General features: G+C 43.5%; 22 protein-coding genes and 1 pseudogene. 15 read left to right on the top strand and 8 right to left on the bottom strand.

Annotated features, from left to right (window positions below; all coding sequences use genetic code 11):
• The first annotated feature begins 11 nt into the window (after window positions 1-11).
• The 11 genes from gyrB to GB992_RS08230 all read left to right on the top strand — a co-directional run bounded on the left by gyrB (window position 12) and on the right by GB992_RS08230 (window position 13,636).
• The gene (gene gyrB / locus GB992_RS08280; protein ID WP_162855663.1) at window positions 12-2,042 is read left to right on the top strand and encodes a DNA topoisomerase (ATP-hydrolyzing) subunit B; all 2,031 of its coding nucleotides are present in this window, start codon (window positions 12-14) and stop codon (window positions 2,040-2,042) included.
• Window positions 2,043-2,105: 63 nt separating this feature from the next.
• Complete coding sequence (gyrA, locus tag GB992_RS08275; protein WP_161002012.1) at window positions 2,106-4,748, top strand: DNA gyrase subunit A; 2,643 nt, start codon at window positions 2,106-2,108, stop codon at window positions 4,746-4,748.
• Window positions 4,749-4,883: 135 nt separating this feature from the next.
• Window positions 4,884-5,213, top strand: a complete 330-nt coding sequence (locus GB992_RS08270) for a heavy metal-binding domain-containing protein (RefSeq protein WP_161002011.1) — start codon at window positions 4,884-4,886, stop codon at window positions 5,211-5,213.
• A gap of 309 nt (window positions 5,214-5,522) precedes the next feature.
• The gene (gene rpsF, locus GB992_RS08265; protein WP_017262422.1) at window positions 5,523-5,822 is read left to right on the top strand and encodes a 30S ribosomal protein S6; all 300 of its coding nucleotides are present in this window, start codon (window positions 5,523-5,525) and stop codon (window positions 5,820-5,822) included.
• Between the two features lie 36 nt (window positions 5,823-5,858).
• Window positions 5,859-6,401 (top strand): single-stranded DNA-binding protein, encoded by a 543-nt coding sequence (gene ssb, locus GB992_RS08260; RefSeq protein WP_161002010.1) that lies wholly within the window; start codon window positions 5,859-5,861, stop codon window positions 6,399-6,401.
• A 25-nt stretch (window positions 6,402-6,426) separates the two neighbouring features.
• The gene (rpsR, locus tag GB992_RS08255; protein ID WP_017262420.1) at window positions 6,427-6,669 is read left to right on the top strand and encodes a 30S ribosomal protein S18; all 243 of its coding nucleotides are present in this window, start codon (window positions 6,427-6,429) and stop codon (window positions 6,667-6,669) included.
• A gap of 183 nt (window positions 6,670-6,852) precedes the next feature.
• Complete coding sequence (locus GB992_RS08250; RefSeq protein WP_161002009.1) at window positions 6,853-8,880, top strand: DHH family phosphoesterase; 2,028 nt, start codon at window positions 6,853-6,855, stop codon at window positions 8,878-8,880.
• 5 nt (window positions 8,881-8,885) lie between these two features.
• Entirely contained in the window at window positions 8,886-9,338 is a 453-nt protein-coding gene (rplI, locus tag GB992_RS08245) for a 50S ribosomal protein L9 (protein ID WP_017262418.1), read from the top strand.
• A gap of 80 nt (window positions 9,339-9,418) precedes the next feature.
• Window positions 9,419-10,801, top strand: a complete 1,383-nt coding sequence (gene dnaB, locus GB992_RS08240) for a replicative DNA helicase (RefSeq protein WP_161002008.1) — start codon at window positions 9,419-9,421, stop codon at window positions 10,799-10,801.
• A gap of 102 nt (window positions 10,802-10,903) precedes the next feature.
• Window positions 10,904-12,097, top strand: coding sequence for an MDR family MFS transporter (locus GB992_RS08235; RefSeq protein ID WP_161002007.1), 1,194 nt, complete (start codon window positions 10,904-10,906; stop codon window positions 12,095-12,097).
• 159 nt (window positions 12,098-12,256) lie between these two features.
• The gene (locus GB992_RS08230; protein WP_161002006.1) at window positions 12,257-13,636 is read left to right on the top strand and encodes a DHA2 family efflux MFS transporter permease subunit; all 1,380 of its coding nucleotides are present in this window, start codon (window positions 12,257-12,259) and stop codon (window positions 13,634-13,636) included.
• A gap of 93 nt (window positions 13,637-13,729) precedes the next feature.
• On the opposite strand, the gene GB992_RS08225 is transcribed toward GB992_RS08230, so the two are convergent.
• Window positions 13,730-14,044 (bottom strand): hypothetical protein, encoded by a 315-nt coding sequence (locus GB992_RS08225; RefSeq protein ID WP_161002005.1) that lies wholly within the window; start codon window positions 14,042-14,044, stop codon window positions 13,730-13,732.
• Between the two features lie 80 nt (window positions 14,045-14,124).
• On the bottom strand, window positions 14,125-14,919 hold the full coding sequence (locus tag GB992_RS08220) for an SDR family NAD(P)-dependent oxidoreductase (RefSeq protein WP_161002004.1): 795 nt from the start codon (window positions 14,917-14,919) through the stop codon (window positions 14,125-14,127).
• A gap of 311 nt (window positions 14,920-15,230) precedes the next feature.
• On the opposite strand from GB992_RS08220, the gene purH reads away from it, so the two are divergent.
• From purH to GB992_RS08205, 3 genes are read left to right on the top strand one after another with little or no spacing between them, the layout of a single operon-like run.
• Window positions 15,231-16,751, top strand: a complete 1,521-nt coding sequence (purH, locus tag GB992_RS08215; RefSeq protein ID WP_161002003.1) for a bifunctional phosphoribosylaminoimidazolecarboxamide formyltransferase/IMP cyclohydrolase — start codon at window positions 15,231-15,233, stop codon at window positions 16,749-16,751.
• A gap of 57 nt (window positions 16,752-16,808) precedes the next feature.
• On the top strand, window positions 16,809-17,885 hold the full coding sequence (locus GB992_RS08210; protein WP_161002002.1) for an NCS2 family permease: 1,077 nt from the start codon (window positions 16,809-16,811) through the stop codon (window positions 17,883-17,885).
• 2 nt (window positions 17,886-17,887) lie between these two features.
• Entirely contained in the window at window positions 17,888-18,433 is a 546-nt protein-coding gene (locus GB992_RS08205; protein ID WP_161002001.1) for a phosphoribosyltransferase family protein, read from the top strand.
• A gap of 294 nt (window positions 18,434-18,727) precedes the next feature.
• On the opposite strand, the gene GB992_RS08200 is transcribed toward GB992_RS08205, so the two are convergent.
• On the bottom strand, window positions 18,728-18,880 hold the full coding sequence (locus tag GB992_RS08200) for a YdeI/OmpD-associated family protein (RefSeq protein ID WP_236357438.1): 153 nt from the start codon (window positions 18,878-18,880) through the stop codon (window positions 18,728-18,730).
• A gap of 38 nt (window positions 18,881-18,918) precedes the next feature.
• Entirely contained in the window at window positions 18,919-19,239 is a 321-nt protein-coding gene (locus tag GB992_RS08195) for a hypothetical protein (RefSeq protein ID WP_161002000.1), read from the bottom strand.
• A 521-nt stretch (window positions 19,240-19,760) separates the two neighbouring features.
• Here GB992_RS08195 and GB992_RS08190 point away from each other — a divergent pair.
• Window positions 19,761-20,702, top strand: coding sequence for a nucleoside hydrolase (locus GB992_RS08190; RefSeq protein WP_046783626.1), 942 nt, complete (start codon window positions 19,761-19,763; stop codon window positions 20,700-20,702).
• Window positions 20,703-20,872: 170 nt separating this feature from the next.
• Here GB992_RS08190 and GB992_RS08185 read toward each other — a convergent pair whose 3' ends face one another.
• The 4 genes and pseudogenes from GB992_RS08185 to GB992_RS08170 all read right to left on the bottom strand — a co-directional run.
• The gene (locus GB992_RS08185; RefSeq protein WP_161001999.1) at window positions 20,873-21,796 is read right to left on the bottom strand and encodes a glycosyltransferase family 2 protein; all 924 of its coding nucleotides are present in this window, start codon (window positions 21,794-21,796) and stop codon (window positions 20,873-20,875) included.
• A 27-nt stretch (window positions 21,797-21,823) separates the two neighbouring features.
• Window positions 21,824-24,475: a YfhO family protein gene (locus tag GB992_RS08180; RefSeq protein ID WP_161001998.1), complete on the bottom strand. Its 2,652-nt coding sequence runs from the start codon at window positions 24,473-24,475 to the stop codon at window positions 21,824-21,826.
• 158 nt (window positions 24,476-24,633) lie between these two features.
• A protein-coding gene (locus GB992_RS08175; RefSeq protein ID WP_161001997.1) for an IS3 family transposase occupies window positions 24,634-25,703 on the bottom strand; the annotation gives its coding sequence in 2 pieces (ribosomal slippage) (window positions 24,634-25,466 and window positions 25,466-25,703; 1,071 coding nt in all).
• Between the two features lie 88 nt (window positions 25,704-25,791).
• A pseudogene (locus GB992_RS08170) lies at window positions 25,792-25,909 on the bottom strand (IS30 family transposase); the annotation flags it as partial.

Raw genomic sequence — 25,909 nt, 5'->3', positions numbered from 1 at the left:
GAGGAATTACTTTGGCTGAACAAGACGACGAGCAAAAGTTAACGCAAGCGGAACGCGAACGTGTGGAACAGGCAGAAGCTGACCAAGCATCTAAGGTCGCTTCCGGCGATGCCAACCAACGTGAAGCTGAAGCTGGTCAGTATAATGCTGATCAAATTCAGGTTTTGGAAGGCCTCGAAGCCGTTCGTAAACGTCCCGGAATGTACATTGGGACGACCAGTTCTCAAGGACTGCACCACCTTGTGTGGGAAATTGTCGATAACGGGATTGATGAAGCGTTAGCCGGTTTCGCTAATGAAATTAATGTGGTTGTCGAAAAGGACAATTCCATTACTGTGACGGATAACGGTCGTGGGATTCCAGTCGATATCCAAAAGAAAACAGGTAAACCAGCGCTGGAAACCGTTTATACAATTTTGCATGCCGGTGGTAAGTTTGGCGGTGGCGGTTATAAGGTTTCTGGTGGTCTGCACGGGGTTGGTGCGTCCGTTGTTAACGCCTTGTCCACTGAATTGGACGTTAAGGTTATGCGAAATGGCAAAATCTATTACATGGATTTTGATACCGGTCACGTTAAGACGCCAATGAAAATCATCGGCGATTCAGAACCGCATGCTCATGGGACCATTGTTCACTTTAAGCCGGATCCGGATATTTTCCGTGAAACAACGGTTTATGACATTAAAGTCTTGACGACTCGGATTCGTGAACTGGCCTTTTTGAACAAGGGCTTACGGATTACGATTGCCGATAATCGCCCAGAAACGCCGACCAAACAAGATTTCCACTATGAAGGTGGAATTAAGGAATACGTTAAGTTCTTGGATGATGGCAAAGATGTTTTGTTCGAGGATCCTGTTTACGTTGAAGGAACTCAAAACAACATCGTGGTCGAAGTCAGCCTGCAATACACTGACGATTTCCACAGCAATTTACTAACGTTCACCAACAACATTCACACCTATGAAGGTGGGACTCATGAAACTGGTTTTAAATCAGCGCTGACACGAGTAATTAATGACTATGCGCACAAGAGTGGTCAGTTGAAGGATAACGACGATCCGTTGTCTGGGGATGATGTTCGTGAAGGTCTGACGGCCGTTGTTTCAATCAAACACCCAGATCCACAGTTTGAAGGTCAAACGAAGACTAAGTTGGGTAATTCAGATGCCCGAACCGCCACGGATCACTTGTTCAGTGACACATTCAGTCGGTTCATGATGGAAAATCCGGACACGGCTCGTAAAATCGTGGACAAGGGTATTCTGGCCTCGAAAGCGCGGGTTGCTGCCAAACGGGCACGTGAAGTTACACGGAAAAAGTCAGGTCTGGAAATTTCAAACCTGCCTGGTAAGTTAGCGGATAACACCTCTAAGGATCCAGTAATTTCAGAATTATTCATCGTCGAAGGTGATTCGGCCGGTGGTTCAGCTAAGCAAGGTCGGTCACGGTTAACGCAGGCAATCCTGCCAATTCGTGGGAAGATTTTGAACGTTGAAAAGGCTAGTTTGGATCGTGTCTTAGCCAATGAAGAAATTCGGTCATTATTTACCGCATTAGGAACTGGTTTTGGTGAAGATTTCGATATTTCAAAGGCTAATTATCATAAGCTAATCATCATGACCGATGCCGATGTCGATGGTGCCCATATTCGGACACTGTTGCTGACATTGTTCTACCGGTTTATGCGGCCAATGATCGACGCTGGTTACGTTTACATTGCGCAGCCACCGTTGTACCGAGTTGCTCAAGGTAAAATGATGCGCTATATAGACTCAGATGATGAACTAAACACGATTTTAGGTCAGTTGCCACCGTCTCCTAAGCCAATGATTCAACGGTATAAAGGGCTTGGTGAAATGGATGCTGAACAACTTTGGGAAACAACAATGGATCCTGAAAAACGCCGTTTGTTACGAGTTGATCCACAAGATGCCATTGAAGCAGATCAGATTTTCACCATGTTGATGGGTGATAAAGTTGAGCCCCGTCGGAAGTTTATCGAGGATAACGCTAAGTTCGTTGAAAACCTTGATGCTTAATTTGTTTGTGTGAATTAAAGCACTAGAGCGCCGACGTAAGAACGAAGACAAAGGAGTAGCGAAATGAGCGAAGATTTACCGAGTCGCATCACCGACGTCAATTTGTCGCAAACGATGCGGACATCATTTTTGGATTATGCGATGTCCGTTATTGTCGCCCGGGCGCTGCCAGATGTTCGTGACGGAATGAAGCCGGTTCACCGCCGGATTTTGTACGATATGCATGAACTTGGCAATACACCGGACAAACCCTATAAAAAGTCCGCCAGAATTGTTGGTGACGTTTTAGGTAAGTATCACCCACATGGTGACAGCGCCGTGTATGAATCCATGGTGCGGATGGCACAAGATTTTAGTTACCGGTATATGTTAGTTGACGGTCACGGGAACTTCGGTTCTGTCGATGGTGACGGTGCGGCTGCTATGCGTTACACGGAAGTGCGGATGAGTAAGATTGCACTGGAAATGTTGCGTGATATCAATAAAAACACGATTGATTTTCAAGACAACTATGACGGTACAGAACGTGAACCAACGGTATTGCCAGCACGGTTCCCTAACCTGTTAGTTAACGGTGCTTCAGGGATTGCCGTGGGGATGGCGACGAGTATTCCACCGCATAACTTGGCTGAAGTTATCAAGGGAATCCACATTTTGATGGACAACCCTGATGCCACAACGGCTGATCTGATGGAAGCCATTCCGGGACCAGACTTCCCAACCGGTGCGATCGTCATGGGTAAGGCTGGTATTCGGAAGGCTTACGAAACGGGTAAGGGATCCATTACCGTGCGTTCAAAAGTTGACATCGAAACGCAAAAGAACGGCAAGGAACGCATCATCGTGACCGAATTGCCATACATGGTTAACAAGGCCCGATTGATTGAGCATATCGCTGAATTAGCACGTGACAAACGCATCGAGGGTATCACGGATATCAACGATGAATCTGATCGTGAAGGTATGCGGATTGTGATTGACGCGCGTCGAGACTTTTCTGCGTCCGTTATTTTGAATAACTTGTACAAGATGACGATGTTGCAAACCTCATTCAGCTTCAACATGTTGGCTATTGAAGATGGCACGCCGAAAGTTCTTAGTCTTAAGCAAATTTTGATTGACTACTTGCGGCATCAAGAAAGTGTTATCCGTCGTCGGACTGAGTTTGATTTAAAGCGTGCTCAGGCGCGGGCGCACATTCTTGAAGGTTTGCGGATCGCGTTGGACCACATTGACGCCATTATTTCGATTATTCGTAATTCACAAACGGCTGATGTTGCCAAAGCCCAGTTAATGAACAACTACTCATTGTCCGACAAGCAGGCGCAAGCCATTTTGGATATGCGGCTGGTTCGGTTAACTGGTTTGGAACGTGGCAAAATTGAAGATGAATACACTGGGTTGATGAAAGATATCGCTGACTACAAGGATATCTTGGCCCATGATTCACGGATCAACGAAATCATCTACCAAGAACTACTTGAAATTCAGACTAAGTTTGGTGACAAACGACGGACTGAGTTACAGGTCGGTGACATTTCGAATATTGAAGACGAAGATTTAATCGAAGAAGAAGACGTCATTGTGACGTTGACTCACAATGGTTATATCAAACGTCTACCAACAACCGAGTTCAAAGCGCAACATCGTGGTGGCCGTGGGGTTCAGGGGATGAACGTTCATGATGACGACTTCATTGAACACCTAATTTCTACGTCGACTCATGACCGGTTGATGATGTTTACCAACACTGGGAAAGTTTATGCCATGAAGGGCTACGAAATTCCTGAATATGGCCGAACAGCTAAGGGAATTCCAGTGATCAACTTACTTGGCGTGGATGCCGGTGAACGTATTCAAGCGGTGATCAACGTCAAGGGTGGTCCGGATGAGAGCAATAATTACTTGTTCTTCACAACGGTTCATGGTGTGGTTAAACGCACGGCTGTTAGTGAATTCAGTAATATTCGGAGCAATGGACTGAAGGCCATCAACTTGCACGATGGTGATGAGTTGATGAATGTTTCCATCACGGATGGTCATCAAAACATGATTATCGGAACCCACCTTGGTTACGCGGTATCATTTGCTGAAGATGCTGTTCGCGACATGGGTCGTTCTGCGGCTGGCGTTCGCGGAATTCGTTTGCGTGACGATGACTTTGTCGTTGGTGCCGACGTGTTGAAACCGGACAGTCATGTGCTTGTTATTAGCGAGAAGGGTTACGGTAAGCAAACCAAAGCCAGCGAATACCCGATTAAGGGTCGCGGTGGTAAAGGGATTAAGACTGTTAACGTGACAGCTAAGAATGGGCCACTGACTGGATTAACAACGGTTAGCGGCACGGAAGACATCATGCTAGTGACTAACAAGGGTGTTATGATCCGCTTTAGCATCGATTCTGTTTCTGAAACAGGCCGTGCAGCGCTTGGGGTTCATTTGATTCGAATCGATGAAGATGCCTCAGTCGCAACGATGGCCAAAGTAGAACCTGAAATCGAGGACGAAGATGATTCAGCCAGTGCGACACCAACCGATGGTGATAACACAGTGGCATCATCTTCAAGCGAGGATGTTGATTCGACGACACCAGTAGCAGGCGATGAACCAGCCGGTGACGCTGACGAACAGGTCAACGAATTGTTGAAGCGTGCTGAAGCTGATCAGGATGATACATCTGATGATGCTGATGACGACAACGAATAAAGCACAATTAATTAAAGCATCGCGAATAAAATCGCGGTGCTTTTTTATTTACTCAGTAGCTGTCGATTGCTTTTATGATGCTAATCCTAGACAATAAAAGCGAATTATAAATTCTAGCTAAGGATGTGGTATTGCATGAGTGATTCAAAAAAGATTCTCGTCGTGACGACAGAACGGATCCCTGGTCAAGAGTATGAAGTTATTGGTGAAGTATTTGGGTTAACAACGCAATCCAAAAATGTTGTGCGTAATATTGGTGCTGGTTTGAAAAACATCGTTGGTGGTGAAATTAAAGCCTATACTGAGTTGCTCAGTGAGGCACGGGATATCGCAGTGGATCGATTGAGAGACAACGCTGCGGCGATGGGTGCTGATGCCGTAGTCATGATGCGTTATGACTCGGATTCAATTAGTCAAGACATGGAGACTGTCGCGGCTTATGGAACGGCTGTTAAATTTAAGTAGCGAGTAATTAAGATAAAAAAGATTCGACGACAACAAACATTTGTTATCGTTTTGCGTATGTTATAGGTGTGTGAACGAACAACAGGCGTTGCGGATTAGGAGTTCTGTGGTAAGACAAAATAACCTTTTAGTGTTTGTAACGTGGCGTGTATACGTCGATCAGTTACATCAAACGCAATAAGCTATCCCTTGTTATTTAAGCTTTGCCATGCTATACTTTTAGTTCGTGAGCGTTCGCCATTCTGGTGAATGACTCCTTACCCGTTTGAAAAACAGCGGGTCAAAAGTCCATAAGGAGGTAGACAGTCAATGTTAGCAACTAAGTATGAAATTACTTATATTGTTCGCCCAGATCTTGACAGTGAAGCTAAGCAAGCCTTAGTTGAACGTTTCGACAAGATTTTGACAGACAATGGTGCACAAATTGCTGATTCAAAAGACTGGTCAACTCGTCGCTTTGCGTACGAAATTGGAGGCTTCAACGAAGGTACTTACCACGTTGTAAACCTAACCACTGACCAGGCTGAAGCTTTAAACGAATTTGATCGTTTGGCTAAAATCAGCGATGGCATCTTGCGTCACATGATCGTTAAACGTGACGACAAGTAAACAAAACAAAAATTTTAAGAGAGGAGCACTACAACTATGATTAATCGCGCAGTTCTTACCGGACGCTTAACCCGTGACCCTGAAGTTCGTTACACACAATCAGGAGCAGCTGTTGGTTCATTTACGTTGGCAGTGGACCGTCAGTTCACTAACCAACAGGGCCAACGAGAGGCTGATTTCATTAACTGTGTAATCTGGCGTAAGTCAGCGGAAAACTTCGCTAACTTCACGCATAAGGGTTCACTAGTTGGTATCGAGGGCCGGATTCAAACCCGGAACTACGAGAACCAACAGGGCCAGCGCGTTTACGTCACTGAAGTAGTCGTCGAAAACTTTGCCTTACTAGAATCCCGTTCTCAATCTGATCAACGGACTTCCGGTAACACAAACGACAACGGCGGCTACAACAATAATGCTCCTCAATCAGGAAGCGCCAATCCGTTTGGCGGCACTGGTAATAATGGCGGGAACAATGCGGGTAATGCTGCACCTTCCAGTCAAACAAGCCAGGCCCCTGCTGATCCTTTCGCCGGTAATGGTGAAAGCATTGACATTTCGGATGACGACCTTCCATTCTAGTCTCAGAAGATAGGAGGATCATATCATGGCAGATCAACGTCGTCGTGGTGGTAACCGTCGTCGCCGTAAGGTAGACTTCATCGCCGCAAACCACATCGAATACATCGATTACAAAGACACTGAATTGTTGCAACGGTTCATCTCAGAACGAGGCAAGATTTTACCTCGTCGGGTGACTGGTACGTCCGCTAAGAACCAACGTCGTTTGACGGTGGCAATCAAGCGTTCACGGATCATGGGCTTGCTTCCATTCGTAGCCGAAGACTAATCAATGATTTATCAAACAGCCCTTTTAGGGGCTGTTTTTTTAGTCTTTAAGTTTGCCAATTTCATTATCCACAGACTGTCGTGTGCTGTGTATTGGTCACATTAGATGTGATAAACTGGTAACAGTGTAACGGTACCGAAGTACTTTACTGGTAACAATACTTTATAGAAAGGAACGAACAACATGAGACAATTACTCGCAAGATTTCGTTTGCCCGTTTTCATGCAAAACACGCGTTTGCGGTGGATTGCATTTTATGGGTTGGCGTTAGGCCTGTTGGGCGTTATTACAGCGTTTATGTTGAATTGGATATTTGGGCTCATTGTGCTGATTGCGGCCGTTGTCGTGTTGGTCGTGATTTTCAATACTCTGCAGGAGATCAGCATCGATACGCAAGAGTTCATCGCCGATTTATCCTATCGCATTAAACGTGGTGAACAGGAAGCACTGATTGAAATGCCAATGGGCGTGCTGATTTTCAATGATCATCAACGCGTCGCTTGGATTAATCCATATTTACAGGCCTATTTTGGCGATACAGAAGTGTTAGGGAAGAGTATTGCCAGCGTGGATCAAACGTTGGCTGATGCGATTGAAGCACATGCAAAAGATGAAACGTACAGTACGATTACATGGGCTGATAAGCAATTTTATTTGCTGGTTCAACCAGAGTTAAACGTTGTGTACCTGATGGATGTCAGTCATTACGCGCAGATTGAACGGGACTACCATAATGAACAACTTGTCCTTGGAATTATTTCATTGGATAACTACGATGAAGTGACTCAAAGCATGAGTGATTCAGATATTTCGACACTTCGTAATTATGTGACGAGCACACTGACAGACTGGACTAAAGATTTTAATACGTACTTGCGCCGTTTGAATTCAGATCATTATTTATTAGTTGGCCATTTGAGTGACTTGGAAAATTTGGAAGCTGATAAGTTTAAGATTCTCGACACGATTCGTGAAACCACTTCTAAACAGAACTATCCGCTCACTTTGTCCATGGGATTAGCTTATGGACAGAAAGATATCAATCGTCTGGCTAGCTTAGCTCAGAGTAATTTGGACTTAGCCCTTGGTCGTGGCGGTGATCAGGTTGTCGTTAAAGCTGAAAATGAGGAAGCACGTTTTTACGGCGGTAAGACGAATCCAATGGAAAAACGGACGCGTGTGCGTGCCAGAATGATTTCTCAGGCGTTACAGGAATTATTCAGTCAATCGGACCAGATATTTGTTGCTGGTCACCGAACGCCTGATATGGACTCATTAGGGGCATGCCTGGGGATTAGACGGATTGCACAGATGAACGGTAAGAAATGTTGGATTATTCTGGATGAGGCACAACAGTCCCATTCTGATATTCAACGTTTGTTACAGTCCATTGATAATTATTCAGAAGTAAAAGATGCAATCATCACGCCGGCAGATGCTGCTAATCGGGCCACTGATCAAAGTTTATTGATTATGGTGGATCATTCCAAGCCATCCATGTCGATGGCTGAGAGTGTGTATGACAAGCTTCAGAATCGAACTGTGATTATTGATCATCATCGACGGGGTGAAGAATTCCCTGAAAACCCAATTTTGGTTTACATTGAGCCTTATGCAAGTTCAACTTGTGAGTTGATTACAGAGATGTTAGAGTATCAACCACAGGAAGCAAACGCAATGAACAAAATTGAAGCGACAGCAATGCTATCCGGGATTGAAATTGATACTAAAAACTTCACGAGCCATACTGGTACGCGAACGTTTGACGCAGCTAGCTATTTGCGGTCAGCTGGTGCTGATGCAGAGCTGATTGTTCAATTTAATAAGGAAAATCCGGACAGTTACATGCAACGTAATCACCTCATTAGTCGAGTTGAACTGATTAATGAGAACGTGGCGTTAATCGCTGGAGAAGACGGTACCACATACGATTCAGTAACGGCAGCCCAAGCTGCTGATTCATTGCTAAATATGGCAGGTGTTGAAGCCTCGTTTGTTATCACCCAACGTGCTGACAACCGGGTTGGTATCTCTGCTCGTTCTACTGGTGAGGTTAACGTGCAGGTCATCATGGAACAAATGGGCGGTGGCGGTCATTTACAAAACGCAGCCACACAGATTGAAAATCAAAGTGTTACTGAAGTTCGTCAAGAATTATTGAACATTCTCAATAATCAGGCGGCAGAAGCGACACAGGATGCAAAGGAGTAACAACGATGAAAGTTATTTTTACGCAGGATGTTCGTGGTCGTGGCAAGCGCGGTGAGGTCAAAGAAGTACCAGATGGGTTTGCTCAAAATTTTTTGATTAAGACAGGTAAGGCAAAAGCGGCAACCGCTACTGCTATGAGCCAATTAAAAGGCCAGCAACGTGCTGAAGCTCGCGAAGAAGCAGCTGAATTAGCAACGGCTCAGGAATTGAAACAGAAATTAGAGGCTGATGAAACAGTTGTTGAAATTAAGGCCAAAGCTGGTTCAGATAGTCGTCTATTTGGTTCAATTCCTTCAAAGCAGATTGCTCAGGCATTAAATCAACAATTCAATATTAAGTTAGATAAGCACAAGATCGAATTGCCGGATCCAATTCGGGTGCTCGGTTATACAAATGTACCAGTTAAACTACACAGCCAAGTGACCGCGAAGATTCGTGTGCACGTGGTTGAACAATAGTTATTAAGGCATTTTGACCGCACTATTTCCCGGGAAATGGTGCGTTTTGTTATTTTGGTTCAGAATCAAGTGGAGATAGCATGGATAATGTAGATTTGCGGGAACAAACCCCGCCACAAAACATTGAAGCAGAGCAGGCCGTATTGGGGGCCATTTTCTTAAGTAATGACGCCATGCCTGAAGCGATGGAATATCTCCAAGCTGAGGACTTTTACCGTCGAGCGCATCAGATTATTTTTCAAACGATGATTGATTTGAATAATAACGGTACAGTCGTTGATGCCGTGACAGTTAATGATGCCCTGACTGCCAACGCACAAATTGATGACGTTGGTGGGGTGACTTACATTGCCGAGCTGGCACAGGCAGTGCCAACTGCGGCTAACGTCGTTTACTATGCCAAGATTGTTCAAGAGAAGGCTTTGCTACGTCGATTGATAAAGACGGCGACAGACATTGTTACCCGTTCATATAACGAAGAGGATGATGTTTCGACACTGCTTGAAAATGCCGAGACGGAAATCATGAAGGTGGCCGATGATCGCAATAGCGGTGGTTTTAAGCCGATTGCGGATGTGTTAAATCAGGCTATGAATACGGTTAATGAGTTATCGAAGAATGGTGATGAAATTACCGGGTTGGCTACCGGCTTCCATGAACTAGACAAGATGACGACTGGATTCCATGATGATGAATTGATTATTCTTGCTGCCCGTCCTGGTGTTGGTAAAACGGCGTTTGTTCTGAATATCGCCGAAAACGTGGCGACAAAGACGAATAAAACGGTGGCCTTGTTCAGTCTTGAAATGGGTGCTGAATCATTAGTCAACCGGATGCTTTGTGCTGAGGGCAGTATCGATGCAAACCATTTGAGAACAGGTCAGCTAACTGATGAAGAATGGCAGAACCTCGTTGTGGCCATGGGCGCGCTATCTAAGACCAGCGTTTACATTGATGACACACCAGGTAACCGGATGGCTGAAATCAGTGCAAAGTGCCGTCGTTTGGCCAAAGAACATGATCTAGGGATTATTATTGTCGATTACCTTCAGTTGATTGAAGGTGGGAACAAAGAAAACCGGCAACAAGAAGTTTCTGATATTTCCCGTCAGTTAAAAAAATTGGCTAAGGAATTACGTGTGCCAGTTATTGCTTTGTCACAGCTATCTCGTGGTTTGGAACAACGGCAGGATAAACGACCAGTGTTATCTGATATTCGTGAATCTGGTTCAATCGAACAGGATGCCGATATTGTTGCCTTCCTGTACCGTGATGACTACTATGAACGTGACAACGATGATGAGGATAATGACAACGATCCGCGTGATGACGAGGATCAAAACGTTGGGGAAGTTGAAGTCATTATTGAAAAGAACCGTTCTGGTGCCCGGGGAACTGTCAAATTACTATTTGTTAAGTCTTATAACAAGTTCTCAAACATTGCGTATAACGCGCAAAACTAAAGTGACAACCAATAAACGGGCGTGCATCGATGACGATGTACACCCGTTTATCAGTATTAATCAATCATTATTTCCGAGGAAATAAATTTGGAGGGAAGACCGATGCAACAACAAGTTACTGGGAAAGAAATTAAGCTGCCGTGGTTATTAGTTGCCGGGCTGCTCAACAATATGGGACAAAGTTTTATTTGGCCACTGACAACCATCTATATTCATGATGCTCTTCATGAATCATTGACAGTTGTTGGTCTCGTATTGTTGTTTAACTCAACTGCAAATATCATTGGTGCTTATTTAGGTGGCTGGCTGTTTGATCGTGTTGATGCTTATAAGCTGACGTTGATTGCGACAGTTTATGAGTTTATTGCCACGGCCTTCTTGATCTTTTGGCATGGGTGGCCGGCCTTTCCAATAGGTCTTGTATTTATGGGCTTTGGTAGTGGGCTTTTGATCACGCTGATTAATTCTTTGGGAACAACCATTAAAAGTCGTGATGGTCGATATGTGTTCAACATGATCTACTTTATGCAAAACCTTGGGGTTGTCTTTGGAACCATGATGGTTGGTTTTGTTTATGAACACGGCGTTCAATATCTATTCATTATCACAGCGGCAATGTATGCGGCCTACTTCTTCATCGCGATGACTCAATTTAATGTAGATAGTGTACGGGCCCATGCTGCCCACGCCAAGCAGACTAAGAGCAAAATCAAGTTGCCTAAACCTAATTTGATTATCATCTGGACGTTCTTCGCTACACTGATTGTCATTTGGATTATGTATGAACAATGGACATCAAACATGGCAGTTTATATGACTGATCAAGGGATTCCACTGACAAAATACAGTTTGTTATGGACGATCAACGCCGGGCTTATTCTTGTCTTTCAAATGGGCGTCAATTTTCTTGGCGATCGCATTCGCAATCCATATTATCAAATCATCCCCGGAATTGCCGCAGTTGCAATATCATTTGTTATTCTGCTCTTTGTTAAACAGTATATTGGGTTTGTCCTTGCCATTGCTGTATTAACACTTGGCGAAGCGACGGCCTTTCCAGCGATTCCGGCGATCGTCAATCAGTTGACCCCATTAGATGTGAAGGGGAAATACCAAGGTGCTGTTAATGCATCCGCCGCTGCTGGTCGGGCGATTGGTCCACTTCTAGGTGGTGTCCTAATTGATGCAACTTCATACAAATTTTTGTTTGGCTTTGCGGCAGTTGCCATTGCGTTAACATGGATCATGGTGATTGTCATTCGTCGATTGATGTATCATAAAACGACGCAGTATTAAATTTGGCTAAAAAATAAATACTCAAACAATTGGCAGCAACTCTGAATAGAGTCGCCGCCAATTGTGTTTATAGCACTATTTCCAGAATTGTCAGTGAATTTGAGGTCAGAACCACGTACAATAAATATAATTATGCTTATATTCGAGGAGATTGTGTAGTTGCGACGACAAGAAAAAATTTCACTGACGATTTTAACCTTTGGTGCTTTTTGGAGCTTACTATGCTCCACACTGATGAACATTGCATTGCCAATTTTAATGCGGACGTTTCACGTTACAGCCGAACAAGTCCAATGGGTTAGCAATGGTTATATGCTAATTAACGCACTGATGATTCCAGTTAGTGCCTATTTAATTAAACGGTTTTCATTTAGACGGCTGTTTCTTGGTTTCACCAGTGTTTTTTTGGTGGGGACGATTCTGGGCTCGATGGCACCATCTTTTTGGCTGGTCGTGTTTGCACGCATGATTCAGGCCGTTGGAGCAGGTGTCATGGTGCCGCTGGTAAATGTCATGGCGATTCGTTATGCGCCCAAAGGTAAGCAGGGGTCAGTGATGGGCTTTATCGGATTGGCATTCAATTTTTCGCCCATTATTGGTCCGACACTGTCAGGCATCATTTTGACCTACTTCTCTTGGCGGTATTTATTTATCTTACTAATTCCATTTTTGGCAGGCGTGTTGGTTGTGGCATTTAAGGCGTTACCAGCAGAGTCGCATAGCTTGGCGTTGTCCTTTGACTACCGAGGGTTAATGCTGATTAGTTTAGGCCTATGGTTCTTATTGTGGGCATTATCAAACGTCAGCCAGTTGCTGTCGGGAGAAGGGTTACTGATTAGCTTATCCTTAGTAGCAGCGATAGTTTTCTGGCTATTATTCGTTTGGTTACAATTGCGAACGAAGCAACCGCTGGTAAACCTTAACGTTTTTAAAACACGTCAATTTACGTTTGCACTAGTGATTAATTCACTGATTATCGCGACAATGTATGGTAATACGATCTTATTACCGCTGCTTGTCCAAAATAGCATGCATAGGAGCCCGCTCGTGTCTGGACTGGTTATTTTACCTGGGGCACTAATTACCGGCTTTATGTCGTCTACCAGTGGCAAATTTTATGATCGTTTCAAAATCAAACATTTAGTGCTCATCGGACTTACAATTGACCTTTGTGGAACGCTGTTACAAATGTTGATTGGTGCACAGTCATCGATTTGGATGGTGACGTTAGGACAGGCGGTTCGACAGTCAGGTTTGGTACTGATGCTGATTCCGTTACAAACGCATTCGTTAGTTTATCTTAAACGAGCGCAACTTCCCGATGGTGTCGCAATTTTTAATACATTACGTCAGGTAGCCGCAACGATGGGAACGGCATTAATTGTGGCTGCTATTACGATTACTGATGCCCGTTTACATGTACCAAACTCGCGAGTCGGGATTCAAGTCGGTTTCGGCATTTGCTTGTGTCTATTACTGGTTGCAGTGACGCAGGCCTTTCGTTTGCAAAATGCGAAGGAAATTCCAGATAATGACTAGGCAGAAAAAATTTTAGTTTCACGTGTAACAATATGAGTTAAATTCAAAAGCCTGATTTCTCAACCAATACTGTGAGAAATCAGGCTTTTTAGACTATTTAAAGTTTGGTACACCAAAACGAAGGTAAAGCGCGATGGTTACCACAACGTAGGCTGTTCGACCAATTAATGGCCACCAACGAATGAGACCCTTGAACCGGTCCGTTTGATAAGCCAATTCAAGTGAGGCGAGACTGCCGACGACAAGAAAGACCCAACTGGCAAGCGTGAGTGCCATTACGATAGTTACGGCGGACCACCACATCGCAATGTGAGTAGACACTTTGGGGTCAGAATATGCTTTGACAGTGGTTACCAGACAAGCAGCGACATAGCCAACGGCCAGTAACTGAGCAAGAAAATAATACACGAGCAGCACTCACTTTCTTCACGGTTTCATTAAAACGTTCGGTTAATTGTACCGCAAAACGTGCACCTCGCCCACTGTGATTAGAATATCGTTGGCACGATCCCGCCGTCCATACGGATAGCGTTGCCACTAAAGCCACCAACGGCAGGACTAGCGACAAGGGTGACAAGTTTGCCAATTTCTTCTGGGCGAATGAGTCGGCCAAGCGTTGATGTTGGTCGATTCTTGGCCATGTATTCACGTTCTTTTTCTTCAAACGTTTGCGTTGGGTCAGGGTACAAATCGTTAATAAAATCGACCACGCCCTCAGTCAGTGTGGACCCTGGCATAACGGTGTTTACCGTAACGTTAGTACCACGAGTGACGTTGGCTAAGCTTTTGGATAGATTCAGTTGCATGGCCTTAGTCATACTATATTGCGGCATTTCTGGGGATGGCATGATGGCGGCCTCACTAGCGATAAAGATAACCCGACCGAAATCAGCTTTCATCAGCCCTGGTAAATAAAATTTCACGAGGTCATTAGCGCTTAAAACGTTGGTGTTAAAGTAGCTATTCCAAGTTTCATCATCGATGTCGAAATAATCCATGGTGCCAAAAATACCTAGGTTGTTGATAAGGATGTCCAGAGTTGGAAACTTTTCTTCCAATGCTGTGCGACCGTCAGATGTTGTTAGATCAAACGGTGCCGGTTGCAAAGAAGCATCTGGGACAGCTTCGGTAATGTCGCTGATTGCCGTTGAAACACTCTTCTGACTGCGGCCATTGATAATAACCGTGGCCCCTTCCCGAGCTAATTCAGTAGCAATAGCCTTACCAATTCCCTTGGTTGAACCTGTTACGAGAGCGATTTTGTGCGTTAATTGTAAATCCATATGTCATAATCTCCTGTCTTTTTTCAATCATCAGGTTAGTTGGTTCTCAGTTAAAGAACAAGTAGGCACTTTTTGGTAACCAATAAAAATAGAATCATAACAATTAATATATTTGTAAAATACGAACTATACAATTAATACCTAACGTAATAGTTAATATTTATCGTTGATTTAAGAAATGTGCAATGATAGAATTCCTCTATTAACTTGGAAACGAGTTAGCGGATGCTTTTATAAACACGAACTTTATTTAAATGTTTGAAATTAATTAGAAAGGTTAGTCACTCATTTGATGATAAGGAGATATTAAGGTGAAACGTGCATTGATTAGTGTATTCAATAAAACAGGAGTTGTGGATTTTGCCAGTGGTTTGGTTGACTTGGGTTTTGAAATTGTTTCAACAGGCGGTACTGCACGTCATCTAAGCTCCGCTGGGGTGCCAGTTATTAGCGTAGAGTCAGTGACAAAATTTCCTGAAATGCTTGATGGAAGGGTTAAAACGCTCCATCCCCGCATTCATGCAGGAATTCTTGCGCAGCGCGATAAAGCTGAACACATGCAAACGTTGTCTGAAAACGATATTGAACCGATTGACGTTGTGTGCATCAATCTATATCCATTTTCTGAAACGATAAATCGACCGGGTGTTTCACATACCGAAGCAATTGAGCAAATTGATATTGGTGGTCCGACGGCACTGAGGGCGGCCGCGAAGAACGCTAAAGATGTTTGGGCTGTTGCAGATCCGAGCGATTATTCAGCCGTACTGAGCGGCATTAAGTCCGAAGATGCGACGTTACGCGGTCAGCTGGCAGCAAAAGTTTTTTCCATTACTGCCGCCTACGATGCAGCTATTGCACATTATCTAAATCCTGAACCCTTCCCAGAAAAATTAACGATGACTTATCAGAAGCGCCAAGCTCTTCGTTATGGTGAAAATGCACATCAACAAGCTGCTTTTTATACAAAGGAATATCCTTCGAAAATAAGTCTTGCATCTGCTAACCAGCTTCATGGTAAAGAACTTTCCTACAATAATATTAAAGACGCTGACGCAGCTTTATCCGCACTTAGTGAATTTGATCGACCAGCAGTGGTGGCCGTCAAACATATGAATCCGTGTGGCATTGGTCTCGGAGATGATATCGAGCAGGCATGGGACAAAGCATACAGTGCAGATAAAATGTCGATTTTTGGTGGCATTGTTGCGCTGAATAGATCGGTCGACCTCGCCACAGCGACAAAGATGCACGCCTTGTTTCTAGAAATTATCATGGCGCCTGCGTTTGATGATGATGCTTATGCAATTTTGGCTAAGAAAAAGAACGTCAGATTGCTAACTATCGGATTAGGAAAAGCACAACCAGGTGAACTTGAGGCGATTTCTGTAACAGGTGGGTTGCTTTTACAAAATAAAGATCTTCAGACTGAAGCAATTACTGATATGACCGTTGTAACAGAAATTCAGCCAACTGAGGCAGAACTAAAAGCGCTTCAGTTTGCACAAACTGTTGTGAAACATGTTAAGAGTAATGCCATCGTTGTAGCTACTGCTGATCAGACATTGGGCATTGGTTGCGGCCAAATGAATCGTATTGGTTCAGTGGAACTAGCTATTAGCGCCGCAAAAAAACAGCCTCGATTTAACGAGGCCGTGTTAGCTAGTGATGCCTTTTTCCCGATGGACGACTGTGTTGAATATGCGGCTAAGCATGGTATTCATGCAATAATTCAACCGGGTGGTAGCATCCGTGATCAAGATTCTATTGATAAGGCCAACGAACTTGGCATTGCAATGGTGACGACAGGTGTTCGGCATTTTCGACACTAGTTTATGGTCTGATATCATTACGCCAAACATACAGAATGATAATCCGGGGGTATTTACATGCATTGGTTGGCTGATTTAATGGCGGCAATGGGCGTTGTTCTGAATGGGATTCCGCAAGGTATTATGGCCATGACTCTGGGATTCGCCATTTTTCCAACATCCTTTTCCTTCGTTTTTGGCGCATTAGTGAATGGCGCAGTCGGATCAGTTGCGCCTATTTCATTTCAGGCCGAGTCATTAGGCTTATTAAGTCGTTTAGGTCAAACACACCGAGAACGGTCGTCGATCATTTTTGGTGGTTCCATCATTATGTTAGTTATTGGTTTGACAGGTACTTTAACGAGTATCGTACATGTTTTAGGAAATGGTATCATCGCGGGTATGATGGCAGGCGTTGGTTTAATGCTTAGCAAGATCAGCTTGACAATGGTTAAAAACGAACGAATTGCTGGTGGCACTTCTGTCGGCGTTGCTGTGCTGACATATTTATTAACGAAGGACCTGGTTTGGACAATTGTTTTATCCGTCATTGCATCAAGCTTAGTGGCCGTTTATGGCACTCACTATCGGGTGGAACTGCCACAATACGTTGTAGAGCGGCGCTTTCACTTCTTGAAACCAATGGTTAATCTGCGAGTGATTCGGGGAGCGCTAAGCTTAGCTTGTTTGAATATTGGCGCGAACATTTCATACGGGCTGTTAACTGGGCAGCTAACAGGCATTAAGCCAAATCCGGTGAACCTGAATATTCTGACGGGGACTCAGGCCTTTGCTGATATGGGAACGAGTTTACTTGGTGGGGCGCCAGTAGAAAGTATTATTTCGGCGACCGCAAGCGCACCAGAACCAGTTGTTTCTGGAATATTGATGATGTTACTAATGGCACTTTTATTATTTTCCGGTTGGTTACCACGATTGGGTAAATATGTACCAGCTGCTTCAATTGCAGGATTTCTGCTAATTTTGGGAGCCGTGATTATTTTTCCAGAGAATGCTGCATTAGCGTTGAAAGGATCTGGTGCATCGGTTTCCGCGTTGACATTGATTGTCACAGCATTAGTTGATCCAATGTCAGGCTTATTGACAGGGGCCATTTTCAAATTTATTTTGCCAATAATCAGATTGGGGTTATGAGGATGGAAAAAAGTTATGAAGTTACGATAGGGGTTCTAAAAAGAAAGTTGCCGATTATTCCGATTAGTTCGACTGTTGCAATCGCATCGTTTGTTCTGCTCGGGGATACAGAAATGGCTAGTTATGCAGCCGCTGAACTTGTCAAACGAATAACTGAACCGTTTGATGAAATCGTCACAATGGAAAGCAAAGGTATTCCGTTAGCCGAAGAAATAAGCAAAATAACGCATCGTAAGAACTATGTTGTCCTTCGCAAAAGTGTAAAGGGGTACATGGCTCATCCAATAAGTGTTCCTGTAAAGTCAATTACGACAAATGAGTCACAAACGTTAGTGCTAGATGGTAATGATGTTCTTCGACTTACTGACAAACGAATACTCTTAGTGGACGATGTGATTTCGACTGGAGGTTCATTGACTGCAGCAGAAAATTTAATGGCTAAAGTTGATGCCAATGTTGTTTGTAAATGTGCGATTTTGGCCGAGGGAACAGCAGCAACGAGGGATGATATTACTGTTCTGGGGTCTCTGCCAGTCTTTTCAATTTAAGACGTGCCAATAAAAATAGACAAAAAGAAACTGACCTAGGATCGGGGAATCCTAGGTCAGCCATCATTCTAGAGAGAGTCTTAACATATCTGGGGGGAGATACATTACGTCGGAGGAGTGAGGGGTATGAACTCCTTCGATGCTTATAATATACCGACGTTACCTAAAAGTAAGCTTAAAAAGACTTAATGAAATAGTTGCGAAACGCGGAAATTTCGGTGTTAACGTTTGTAAACGATTGATGTGACAACGTTTACGAGTTTGAAACGTGGCGCATATTTTTTTGAAAAATTTTTAGTGACGTTTTTTTCCTTGGTGCCACAATTCAACTGATGCGTAATCCTCCTTCAACAAGGTAATCATTTGTTGAAGGTGTGCCTGTTGAGTTGCAGATGTTTTGGGACTAAATACATAACGTGCCCAAGAACGCTGATAGCCAGGCGTCAACGTATCGAAGGCTTGATGGGCATCATTATCTGCACTGATTAGTTGTTGAGTTCGCTCAACCGATCTTCATAAGTTGCTACGCGACCAGATGGATTGTCAGCACGACGAGGATTGCTTGCCAGCCAAGTTAATCCCACGGCTGTATAGTTGTCATCAAAACTCACCATCCGCGAAAACTTAAGGCCAGTATCAGCTACCGCACCGCTGTCCTCATCAACGTTGAGAGCGGGGAAAAGAACATCGCGATGAATCCCAGGCAAACTAAGTTTATTTTTTAATTTTGGATAAATTAAGTAAAGATAGCCCTTGGGTAAAAGCAATTTTTTGTCCGCAATCGTTTTAATTTCCGTGGCCATCATGTCTGTTGATAAGGTAGATTGTAAAATTAATCCGAACGCTGTTCGGACAAAAAAGATCAGCTTCCTTTAAAATGGTGTTTACCACAAACCCATCTTTTAGGAGCTGATCTTGATTTTAGCCATTTCGAATTCTCCTTTGGACAGTTCTAATGAACACTTATAATTCCTAGTATAGCACAGAAATAAAAAAGACCAGTAGGGTATACCCTAGTGGCCGTTTTTGATCCATTATCAATGGCTTTTTAAATTAGGGCCTAGTACTTTTGGAATGGAAATACTTTCCAACACCAAAAATTCTAGACCCGCCAGCGTCTGGGTTCTTTACGGGCTGGTTGCATAGATCCGTCATCCTCTCTATTGATTCCTATTAATCAACTTAGAATCCAGTATACACGCGCTTCCTTAACCCTAACTAAATCCATCATCGACTTTACTTGCAAACTATTGGTGCTTTTGCTATTATGCGAACTATGATATGCTATCAAAACAATAATGTTCGTAAATAAAAGGAGCGATTTCAGATGCGTAACGTGTATTTTAATCATGACGGAAGTGTCGACGATTTAGTATCACTACTACTGCTGTTACAAATGTCAGATGTCCATTTAACTGGCGTTGGTGTGGTTGGTGCCGATTCCTACCTAGAGCCAGCCCTAGCAGCTACCCGTAAAGTCATCGATCGTTTCGGTCACGATACTCACCTAGAGGTCGCCGCCTCTGACTCTCGCGGCGTTCACCCATTCCCGAAAGAATGGCGGCTAGATGCCTTTAGCTTAGATGCCCTGCCGATTCTAAATGAGTCGGGAACCATCGTTACGCCCGTTGCGCCCAAGCCGGCACATTTAGATCTCGTTGACAAGCTCCAGGCTACCTCGGAGAAAACTACTCTGGTCATGACAGGCCCTTTAACTGATCTCGCACGAGCCTTGCAGGCAGACCCGTCAATTACGGCCAAAATTGAACAACTATACTGGATGGGGGGGACCTTTGATGGTCGTGGCAATGTTGCCGAACCTGAACAAGACGGGACTACTGAGTGGAATGCTTATTGGGACCCGCAGGCCGTTAAGACTGTCTGGGATAGTGACCTCACTATCCAAATGGTTGGACTTGAAAGCACTCGTCAAGTCCCATTGACCCCGGCCATTCGCCAGCACTGGGCAACATTACGCCAGCATCCTGCAATTGACTTTATTGGCCAAGGTTATGCCTTGGTGCCCGCTCTACAACACTTTGAGACAAACTCTACTTACTTCTTATGGGATGTGCTAACGACTGTTGCCAGCGAGTTTCCCGAAATCGTCACAACTAAACGCGTCACCAGTGATGTTTTAACTGAAGGCCCTGGTCGTGGGCGAACATTTGAAACACCGACTGGTCGGCCCGTAACCTTAGTGACTACTGTGGATCATGATGCCTTCTTTAAACGAATTGACACATTAGCTTTGCATGCCGATAAATAGGTTATACTGAAAGGGAGCCGGTATTTCCAACCGCCGACCTTTTATTTTTGGAAGTTTGTCAAATGGTGTTGAAGGATGAAAAACTATCCTTCAACACCATTTGACAAACTTCCAAAAATTCCCGCTACGGGTCGCATCGTTCATTGCGATCTCGTAACGGGAATTTTTGATTACTCTATTTTGCGAGCAATATATATTGGCCGCTTTTTTACCTCTAAGAAAATTCTGCCAATATACCTACCCACAATACCGATAGCAAGCAGTTGGAGGCCACCCATCATAAGCATAATTGATACCATTGATGGCCATCCCGCGGTAGGATCACCATAAATTGCCGCTCTGATAACGATAAAAATTAACGCTATGGTCGCACCGATAAAGCTGACCAATCCGAGTCCTGATACTAATGTGAGCGGGGCGTCGGAGTAGTCTACTAGGCCGTCAAGTGAATAATTGAGCAGACTCATGAAGTTCCAGCTCGTCTTACCATGCTGCCGTTCAACATTTTTATATGGCAGGTACTTAGTTTTGAAACCCACCCAGCTAAACAGGCCCTTGCTGAACCGCTGGCTTTCTGAGAGCGACAATACTGCCTGAACGACCTGCTTGGTCATTACACGAAAGTCCCTTGCCCCCGGAATAATTGGGGTTGAGCTGACAGCATTAATAATCTTGTAGAACATGTTGGCAAAAAAAGAGCGGATTGGTGGTTCGCCTTCCCTATTGGTACGGGCTGCGCCAACCACATCGAAACCATCATCGATTCCTTTCAACATCTCAGGAATCATGGACGGCGGATCCTGCAGGTCAGCATCCAAAATACAATATAAGTCTGCCTTAGCAGTTGATAAGCCCGCGTACATACCAGCTTCTTTGCCAAACGCACGTGACATGTCGATGTAATGCACATTCGAATTTTCAGACTGTAGCAATTTGATGGCCATCAACGTTTTGTCTGTGGACCCATCGTTTATGAACCACGTGATTAATCTGTAGTCAGGTAATTTAGCAAATGTCTTTTTGAGCTCAGCGTATATCAGCGGGACATTTTCTGCCTCGTTATGACAAGGAATAATAGCTGCAAAATCAGTCAATATCTTGTTTTCCTTCCACAAACTAGTTTATTTGTGATTGTTTTCCCGATGTCTACGATACATCGAAATCGATTCGAATCCAACAATGAGAGCGAGACCTACAATAGCCATAGCAATACCTAATTTTAACCCAGGGACATTATATCTTAGCACAATCCGGTGTGCCCCTTGACTAACATTAACTGCCATTAGCTCACCTAACGCCCTACTCGTGGTAACTTTTTTCCCATCAACATATGCTTCCCAGTGCGAATCATACGGTACCGTGATAACGACATTGCCCTTTACAAAGTGAGCATCCGTGGAAAAAGTGATTTGGGCGTCCTTAACCTGTTGCTTGCTAACGCCCGCAGATGCCATCAATCTGTATGCTCGTTCATATACCGTGTTGTTCTCAGTAACAACAATTGGCGTGTTTTCAACATTGTCGCCCTTGTCCTTCTTGGAACCATGATTGCCAAAGGAAACATTAACCCGCTGGCCCTTGTCAAAATGTCCGAGATAAACAATACCGTTCTCGGTATCATTTACAAATAGTTGACTGACCTTTTTACCATTGACATATACGTCAACAGATTTAGGATCAATGCCTCGAGTGGTAGGAATATACATGTAGGCATTGCCCGAAGAAGATACTAATACCGAATACACACCTTTGCTGTCCGTTTGTTGAACTAATTGGTGCTGGAACATCAACGAATCGGGATACAACCTGTTCCACAAATTATTTTGTACTGTAAACGTATCATGCATTGTATCGTAATTTGCGACTAAATTGCCCGCAATATTCGTTCCGTTCACACGAAATGCAACGGGAAAAGCCTCTTTGTCCTTGGTGATATACCCCTTGCCTTGTTTGACCACAGAGATACCCGTAGCCACAGGAACATTTAAAATATTATTATCTCCACCCATAGAGGCATTTATACGATTAATCTGACTTGAATACTCACTGGACGTGTTGCCATAAGAATACTTAACACCTAACAGCCGGTCCATTGATAGCGTGGAGCCGTTGTTGTAATTGGAACACCGCTTCCAAGTATGCTTCTGATCATACCCCAAAGTGGATAAGAAGTCTGTAACCTCAGTTGGCTGTTGCGAGACGTAATTAGAAAGACCTGCGTACCCAAAAAGCAATGGGTCGTTGTCATTGGCCTGATAACGATTGCCAATACGATATACGCCTGTATCGCCAGAAGTCCCTTTAGCGATTAAGCTAGTCGTTGTCTGGTCAAATTTACTGTACTCGGAATATTTCATGCTATAACCAGCAATTGTTGACTGTAGTTTAAAATCCACCACAAACAAACTACACAGACTGATCACGAGAACAAAGACCGGAACTACCGCAATTCTTCTTGCTGGAGAAAATCCCACAATGACATACGTTATCATGGCTAAGACAATTGCTATAAAAACATACTTGAGTGCCGCATCCGATGTAGCAATCCCACTGATAAATAAAAAAACGAAGAAAGCGGATATTGCCGATCTACGTCTGGTTTCTTTACCTGCCGACAAAATACTAACTAGGCCTATGAAGCCAATGATGCACAACACAAACGGTATCAAAAAGGCTTCTCTTTGTACATAACCGTTGGGCCAGGCCATAACGTGCCAAACCAAATAGAGAATATCCAACCATGAAGAAACAAACATGAATATCAGTCCGGCCGCGACAATCATTTTGTCCGTCAGACGAATCTTGCTATTGACGAAAAATAAAATCACACATGCCACTACAACGGCCCCGGCAAAAACAAGTGGAGTATTATTCACACCCGGATTGGTCTGGAATAATTGAACAATAACGTTAGCAGCAATGTAAACCGGTCGGTATGAATGGCTTGAATTCTTTGCTATTCCTAGCGTGGATAAAAAACTGGGTACAATGACAAAAGCTGTTAACAGCAAACTAACGATATTGGCAAAAGCATATAGAGCAATAACCTTAATAACTCCATGCTTCTTGGCGTACAGACTGTACAATATCCATCCGAGCACGCAGAGTCCGGAGAAGAGGCCAATGATATAACCAAAATAGTAATTTGTTATCACGGCCAAAGAAAAACACACGATGTAAAAACCGATTTTACCGCGTAAAATTATTCTCTCAATACTCAGAAGCATTAGTGGTAGAAGAATAATCGCATCCAGCCACATGATGCACTCTTTATAGGCTATTACGTACCCCATTAGTGCAAACGCAGAGGAAAAAATTAACGCTGACCTTGCAATAAGCTTGGCAGAAACGCCTTTACGGAACCGCTGCAAAATCTGCGCACGAACAAGATAAGTATACATTGTAAGACCAATGCACGAGATTTTGAGTAAAGTCGTCAGCGTAGCAAAGAGGGGAAACTGATTCCTCGAGAAAAAAACAACCAGTAAATTAAACGGACTCAACAAATAGTAAGTTAAAACACCAAATGCATTGCCACCTAATCCCATGGATAAAGAATATAGGCCACTATCGCGGCCAGTAAGAACATTCTTCAGGTAGGAAAAAAGTGCCAGATACTGATTATTAAAATCACCCGACACAACGGTATTATTACCAAACGGATATGTATGTAATCCCACGAAAATACCAATCATAAAAAACAATGGGATGATGAATGCTAAAACATAATATCCGTCACGTCTTGTTTTTGGTTTTAAATTAGTGAACTTCACACCCAGAACGCTCCAATCCGTATTAACTCAGCGTTAACTTCATCGGAATCTAAAGACAAACAGCTTGCTAAACACATAGTTGGCAAGCACAACAACAACATTGTCTATAATCTTAACCACAAGAACTGCTCCTACGTCAAGTTTTGGTACTAAAAAAATTAGCCGTTTATCCTAATTCCTTCGGTGTTATACCAGTTAATGTAATTTTCAACTCTGAGGACTAAGTCCTCAAAACTAGTAAAACGTGTTTGAAAAATAAATTCTCGTTTAAGTAGCGAATGGAAAGCTTCGAGCGGACCGTCATCATATGGATAACCTTGTTTGGAATATGAATGCCTAATCAGGTGCCGCTTTAACAGGCCTTCATAAGCAATACTGGTGTATTGTGAACCCATATCAGAGTGCAAAAAGGTTGGCTTAGAAGCCCTGCTCAAGGCTTGCAACAATGTCTTAATAATCAGTTTCGATGCCATCTCCTTGCCAATGTTGAAAGCGATGATTTGCTTACTAGCTTGGTCAAAGATGGTACTTAGATAAACCCAAGTGCCTGGTCTTAGTTCTAGGTAGGTTATGTCAGCACGCCAAATAGTTCCAATTGGATGGTTCTTAATCAAGTTAGGCCGTTGGGAATAATCTACATGAGTGCCTGGCTTCTTAAAGCGCCGCCCCATTAGTGATCGAATGCCTAACTCCTGCATTAATCGGTAGACACGATTGGGGCCAATGACTACACCAAGGCTTCTCATGGCAATTGTGATCCGAGGGTAACCATAGGCTTTATAATTATTTTTCCAAATTTCAAAGATCTGGCTTTTTAAAATCGTATCTTGTTTATCATGACGACTTGTCTGATAGTGTTTCCAATGATAATACGTACTTTTAGAAAGCCCTAAGGCTTTCAAGATTATCCAGAGGCGGTGTTTACATAATTGTTCGTTGATAAAGTCTATGGCTTTAACTTTGCCTAATGCCTTCCCAGTAACACCGCCGCTGCTTTTAAAATTTCATTTTCTTCTTTTAACTGCTGGTTTTCTTTCTGTAGTTGCTTGAAGGCTTCAACACTCGTTACGCCACCGTCAGGTAGTTCAACTAATTTGGCCCGCTTGATCCAATGACTGATGGTGGTTGGATGAACCCCATATTCATTGGCTAAGGATTTCTTTGAACGATTTTCATTGTGATAAAGCTTAACGATGTTGTTTTTAAATTCATCTGAATAATATTTCATAAAAAAAACTCCTATTCTGATTTTTATCATTATGACACAAAATCTAATGATTTTGGTACCAAATTTCAGTATAGGGTAGATTGCAAATTTAATCCGAATTTTTGGAAAAATTTGTCAGCATAACCTGATACGGTGTTTGCCAGTCGAGTATTTTAAGCGGTCGCTGGTTAATTTGGAGTAACGTCGTCGTTAAATCTTGAGCACTA

It is taken from the genome of Furfurilactobacillus milii, assembly GCF_009863985.1.
GTDB lineage: Bacteria > Bacillota > Bacilli > Lactobacillales > Lactobacillaceae > Furfurilactobacillus > Furfurilactobacillus milii_A.
Note: the sequence above shows the minus strand (reverse complement) of the source record. Positions and strands in the feature narration are given on the sequence as shown.

Excerpts from the sequence above, each read along its gene's own strand:
- gyrA (WP_161002012.1), top strand. The coding sequence starts at position 2,106 with ATGAGCGAAGATTTACCGAGTCGCATCACCGACGTCAATTTGTCGCAA.
- GB992_RS08270 (WP_161002011.1), top strand. The coding sequence starts at position 4,884 with ATGAGTGATTCAAAAAAGATTCTCGTCGTGACGACAGAACGGATCCCT.
- rpsF (WP_017262422.1), top strand. The coding sequence starts at position 5,523 with ATGTTAGCAACTAAGTATGAAATTACTTATATTGTTCGCCCAGATCTT.
- ssb (WP_161002010.1), top strand. The coding sequence starts at position 5,859 with ATGATTAATCGCGCAGTTCTTACCGGACGCTTAACCCGTGACCCTGAA.
- rpsR (WP_017262420.1), top strand. The coding sequence starts at position 6,427 with ATGGCAGATCAACGTCGTCGTGGTGGTAACCGTCGTCGCCGTAAGGTA.
- GB992_RS08250 (WP_161002009.1), top strand. The coding sequence starts at position 6,853 with ATGAGACAATTACTCGCAAGATTTCGTTTGCCCGTTTTCATGCAAAAC.
- rplI (WP_017262418.1), top strand. The coding sequence starts at position 8,886 with ATGAAAGTTATTTTTACGCAGGATGTTCGTGGTCGTGGCAAGCGCGGT.
- dnaB (WP_161002008.1), top strand. The coding sequence starts at position 9,419 with ATGGATAATGTAGATTTGCGGGAACAAACCCCGCCACAAAACATTGAA.
- GB992_RS08235 (WP_161002007.1), top strand. The coding sequence starts at position 10,904 with ATGCAACAACAAGTTACTGGGAAAGAAATTAAGCTGCCGTGGTTATTA.
- GB992_RS08220 (WP_161002004.1), bottom strand. The coding sequence starts at position 14,919 with ATGGATTTACAATTAACGCACAAAATCGCTCTCGTAACAGGTTCAACC.
- GB992_RS08210 (WP_161002002.1), top strand. The coding sequence starts at position 16,809 with ATGCATTGGTTGGCTGATTTAATGGCGGCAATGGGCGTTGTTCTGAAT.
- GB992_RS08205 (WP_161002001.1), top strand. The coding sequence starts at position 17,888 with ATGGAAAAAAGTTATGAAGTTACGATAGGGGTTCTAAAAAGAAAGTTG.
- GB992_RS08195 (WP_161002000.1), bottom strand. The coding sequence starts at position 19,239 with ATGATGGCCACGGAAATTAAAACGATTGCGGACAAAAAATTGCTTTTA.
- GB992_RS08190 (WP_046783626.1), top strand. The coding sequence starts at position 19,761 with ATGCGTAACGTGTATTTTAATCATGACGGAAGTGTCGACGATTTAGTA.